Origin of the sequence: Nostocoides australiense Ben110, assembly GCF_001050535.1 — a bacterium.
Classification (GTDB): domain Bacteria; phylum Actinomycetota; class Actinomycetes; order Actinomycetales; family Dermatophilaceae; genus Nostocoides_A; species Nostocoides_A australiense.
The window spans coordinates 3,168,839-3,173,187 of record NZ_HG764815.1 but is presented as its reverse complement, the minus strand read 5'-3'; the positions used below and the strand labels follow the sequence as shown (position 1 = coordinate 3,173,187).

Sequence of the window (4,349 nt, the reverse complement as noted above, 5' to 3'; positions counted from 1 at the left end):
CCCCCCGCGCCGTGCGCGCCCCCCCCCCCCGCCGGCGACACTCAGGACCGGCGGCCCGAGCCCGACCGGGGCGAGACCGTGGAGCCCGTGGCCGTCGCGGCCGGACACGCCGTGCTCGATCCGGGCACCGAGGTCAGCGGCACCGATCTCGCCGGAGTCGATCGCGGCCCCCGCGGCCGCTGGGCCGTGCTGCTACGCCGCCGCACCAGCGAGGTGCCCCCGCCCGCGCCGGCTCCCGAGGCTGCCGAGAGCCGAGAGGCAGATGGCGAGGACGCCCCGAACCCCGTCGAGTGAGCGCGACACGCACACCGTCCCGCGGGATGGTGGGCGTGTCGCGCTCACTCGACAGGGCTCACTCGACGGGCCGGGACCCGGCGTTTGGTCTCGCTGACAAGGTGCGGCGTAGGCCGACGAGGTCGGCGTGCGCGGCCGCGGGGGTCACATCCCCGGCGGCCAGCGCGTCATACAGCACCACCGTGAGTTGGTCCGGCAGGACGGCCGGCCCCAGATCGGGCAGGGGTATGCCGGGGTGGCGGGCGGCGGCATACTGCTGCGCGAGCGCGCGGACCGGCGCCGAGAACGACAACGCCTGGTCCAGCGGCAGCGCTTGCCACCGCCGGACCAGGCGTGTCAATTCGTCGGCGACCGCCTCGGGAAGCGGGGCCGGCATCGTCGCTTACTCGCTGCGCAGGCGGGCGAGCAGGCGCAGGAACTCGATGTAGAGCCAGACCAGGGTGACGATCAGGCCGTGCGCGAGCAGCCAGGAGTACTGCTGCGGGGCGCCGGTGCGGACCGCCTGGTCGATCGAGTCGAAGTCGAGTGCCAGCGACAGGGAGGCCAGGCCCACCGCGAACAGCGAGAGGGCGATGCCCAGCCCGCCGGTGCCGCCGAACCCGAAGGGGGTGTCGGAGACCATCGCGAAGATGAAGTTGACGACCGCGAAGATCGCGTAGCCGAAGATCATCAGCGTCACGATGCGGCGGAACTTGTTCGTGACCTTGATCAGGCCCGACTTGTAGGCCAGGAACATGCCGGCGAAGGTCGCCAGGGTCGCGACGACGGCGGTGGAGACCAGGCCCTCACCGTAGAAGTCGTTGAAGAAGTTGGACACGGCGCCGACGAAGAGGCCTTCGAGGGCGGCATACCCGATGATCAGCGGGACGCTGATGGTCTTCTTGAAGGCGATGACCAGGCCGAGGATCAGGGTGCCGATCATGCCGCCCATCCAGAACATCTGGCCCAGGGCCCGGTTCTGGTCGGAGACGATCCAGCCGAAGGCGCCCGTCGCGAGGACGATCCCGAAGAGAGTAAGCGTCTTCATGACGACGTCGTCCATCGTGACGCGGCCGGTCTGGTTCGGGCCGGCGGAAGGCCGGTTGTACATGTCCTGCAGCTGCCCGGGTGTCGGGTAGCTCTGCTGGCCATAGGGCTGGCCGTATGCCTGCGTGGTGGGCTGGTTGCCGAAGCCGGCGTAACCCTTCCGGCCCTCGCGCTCGATCCGGTCGAAAACCGGGTTGCTCGCCATAACTCGTGTCCTCCGGACAGCTCGGGCGCGGTCACCTTGCCGGCCGCGCTCATCTGAGTCAAGCGTGGCAGATGATTCTTTTGTTCCCACCCGTCGGGCGCCCGGTTCGCGATAACGATCGGGATGCGGAATCGGGAGAGCGCTGGGTGCCCCCGACGGGAATCGAACCCGCACCGTTGACGATTTTAAGTCGTCTGCCTCTGCCAGTTGGGCCACGGGGACAGCGGCAACTCTACGACGCCCGGAGCGGGCCACTGCCCGTCAACGCCCCTCTCCGGGCCCGCGTCCGCCCGACAATGACCACGGGCTGGATGGGCCGGTGTCTGGGATCGCACGGGTGGATCCCATCGGCAGTGAGAAAACATTGTTATCAGGGCCGCTCGGGAGTGTGGATGAACAAGAGCAGCACGCAGCTTCCGACCCGTGGTCGGCGCGGGCCACTCCCGGGGATACCGCGGGGGGCCGCGCTTGCCGCGCGCCGAATGCAAGGCCCAGCTGATCGCCGTCGCAGAGGACATCTTCGCCCGCGTGCCCGCCAGCGATCGATGGCGAGGCGATAGAGCACGACCCGCGCGTATGCCGTGGGGTCACCTCCGTGCCGTTGCAGCCGGGGCCAGTGCTGGGCCGCGCGGGCGTAGGTGTCCTGGACGAGATCCTGCGCGTGGCCGCGGTCGGTGGTGAGCAGGTATGCCGCGTGCAGAAGCGCGGGGCTGCTGCCCCGCACGAACTGCTCGAATCCGGCGTCGACGCTCACACCGCACTAAACGACGGGCACCCTCCCCGTGGGTGGATGCGTACCGCCGACGATAGGAAGCCCACCATCCCCACCCTCTGCCGCGTGCGGACACCGCTGCGCCGGACTTGTTGTCGTCGGAGGTCCGGGGTTGTCGCCGAGGCGAGGGGGGTCAATGGCTGCCGCCGGCGGCGGACAAGGCGATGCCGTCGAGGATGTCGTGCTCGGAGGTGACGACCGGCACATCGCCCGCGACCGCTTGGATCCGCTCGACGATGGCCGACCACACCAGGGCGCCACCGCCGATGACGTCGACGCGGCCCGGGTGCATGAAGGGCAGGGCCGCGCGGTCGGCTCGCGTCATCGTGAGCAAGTCACCACCCGCGGCACGAATCTCGTTGCCGGGCAATGCAGTCAGGTGTATGCGGTCGGCACGGTATTCGGGCAGGCCGAGCGCGTGCGCCGTCACCGTCGTGACCGTGCCCGCCAGGCCGACCAGGGCCTGCACGCCCGCGAAGGGGACGACTGCCAGGGCGGAGTCGATGGCCGCCTCGACATCGGCCCGCGCTGCCGCGATCTCGGCGGCGGTCGGCGGGTCGGAATGGAGATGCCGCTCCGTGAGCCGCACGCACCCGACGTCGGTCGACAACGCGGCCTCGACGTGGGCCTCGCCCCGGACGAACTCCGTCGAACCGCCACCGATGTCGACGACGAGATAGGGGCCGGGGATGGCGGCGGCCCGCAAATCCCCCGTCGCCCCGCGGAAGCTCAGGTCGGCCTCCTCGGCACCGCTGATCACCTCCGGCGAGACACCGAACCCGGCGGAGGCGAAGGCATCCTCCACTCCCGAAATGAAATCCGCAGCGTTCTCGGCATCTCGGGACGCGGACGTCGCGACGAAACGAACGGCCGCGACGGCGTGTTCGCGGCACTGCGCGGCATACTGCCGGGCCATCGCCACAGCGGCGGCCATCCGCTCCGGATCGATACGGCCGGTGCGATCGACGCCAAGACCGAGGCGCACCACTTCCATCCGACGGACGACATCGCGCAGCGCACCCGATGCAGGATCGACGTCGGCGATCAACAGCCGGATGGAGTTGGTGCCGCAGTCGATCGCGCCGACGCGCATGCTCACGACCGCACCCTCACGCCTCGGAACCTGGGCGCAACACGTCGGCGCACGGCGAGCGCTCCCACCACTTGGGCAACAGCTCCAGGGCCTCGTCACCGAACGGATTGACCCCCGGCCCGACCGCGAGAGAGTGCGCGACCAGCACGTGCAAGCACTTCACGCGCGACGGCATACCACCGGCGCTGATCCCGTCGATCTCGGGAACCGACCCGAGCTCGGCGCGCCGGGCGAGGTAGTCCGCGTGCGCCGATCGGTATGCGGCAGCGAGACTTTCGTCGTCCGCCAGCCGGTCCTGCATCTGCTTCATCACGCCCTCGGACTCGAGGGTGGAGATGGCCGCCGTCAGCCGCGGGCACGTGGCGTAGAAGGTGGTGGGGAAGGGCGTGCCGTCGGGCAGCCGCGGGTTGGTCTGCACGACGTCCACCTCGCCGCAGGGACAGCGGTGGGCCACGGCCCGGACGCCGCGCGGCTCGCGCCCCAGCTGGGCGGCGACCATCGACGCGTCACCGGCGGCGGGGTCGCCGAAATCAGGTGACGGGTTCATGCACACGCGGTTCAGCGGGCGGGGATCAGCGGGTCGTCGGCGACCTTGACCGACTCCCAGACCTGGCCGTACCACGGTGAGCGGGAGGCGGCCTCGGCCACCGGGTCGGCCTTGGCCGGGGTCGCTTCGTCGAGATCGACGATGGTGTACGGCTTTTCACCGACCTTGACGAACTTCAGTCGCTGGCGGGCCTGCTGCTCGACATAGGTCTTGTCGCCCCAGAGGGCCTTCTCCTTCTCCATGGCCGCGACATCGGCCCGCTGCTCGGCGACCTTCTCCTGCAAGGAGGAGATCTCACGGCGCTGGTCGACATAGGTCTTCAGCGTCGGACCGAGCAGGAAGGCGAGCATGATGAAGACCGTCAGCGCCCCGATCCAGCGGCCGGCCGAGATGGCGGAACGGCGCTGGACCG

The 4,349-nt window shown here is 70.1% G+C and carries 6 protein-coding genes, 1 tRNA gene and 1 pseudogene; 1 reads left to right on the top strand and 7 read right to left on the bottom strand.

Translation table 11 applies throughout. The features are described from left to right. Positions 1–294, top strand: a pseudogene (locus BN11_RS24775) (SGNH/GDSL hydrolase family protein); the annotation flags it as partial. Positions 295–352: 58 nt separating this feature from the next. Here BN11_RS24775 and BN11_RS15380 read toward each other — a convergent pair. From BN11_RS15380 to BN11_RS15355, 7 genes are all read right to left on the bottom strand, one after another. Continuing rightward, complete coding sequence (locus BN11_RS15380; RefSeq protein ID WP_053084137.1) at positions 353–670, bottom strand: hypothetical protein; 318 nt, start codon at positions 668–670, stop codon at positions 353–355. Positions 671–676: 6 nt separating this feature from the next. Further along, on the bottom strand, positions 677–1,525 hold the full coding sequence (locus BN11_RS15375) for a Bax inhibitor-1/YccA family protein (RefSeq protein ID WP_048699144.1): 849 nt from the start codon (positions 1,523–1,525) through the stop codon (positions 677–679). A gap of 147 nt (positions 1,526–1,672) precedes the next feature. Beyond that, a tRNA-Leu gene (locus BN11_RS15370) sits at positions 1,673–1,747 on the bottom strand. A 148-nt stretch (positions 1,748–1,895) separates the two neighbouring features. After that, complete coding sequence (locus tag BN11_RS21970) at positions 1,896–2,279, bottom strand: sigma factor (RefSeq protein ID WP_083433795.1); 384 nt, start codon at positions 2,277–2,279, stop codon at positions 1,896–1,898. A gap of 151 nt (positions 2,280–2,430) precedes the next feature. Beyond that, the gene (locus tag BN11_RS15365) at positions 2,431–3,390 is read right to left on the bottom strand and encodes a Ppx/GppA phosphatase family protein (RefSeq protein WP_048701644.1); all 960 of its coding nucleotides are present in this window, start codon (positions 3,388–3,390) and stop codon (positions 2,431–2,433) included. 16 nt (positions 3,391–3,406) lie between these two features. Continuing rightward, complete coding sequence (locus BN11_RS15360) at positions 3,407–3,937, bottom strand: DUF501 domain-containing protein (protein ID WP_048699141.1); 531 nt, start codon at positions 3,935–3,937, stop codon at positions 3,407–3,409. A gap of 11 nt (positions 3,938–3,948) precedes the next feature. Continuing rightward, positions 3,949–4,349: FtsB family cell division protein (locus tag BN11_RS15355; RefSeq protein WP_048699138.1), on the bottom strand; the 401-nt coding region annotated here is incomplete at its 5' end.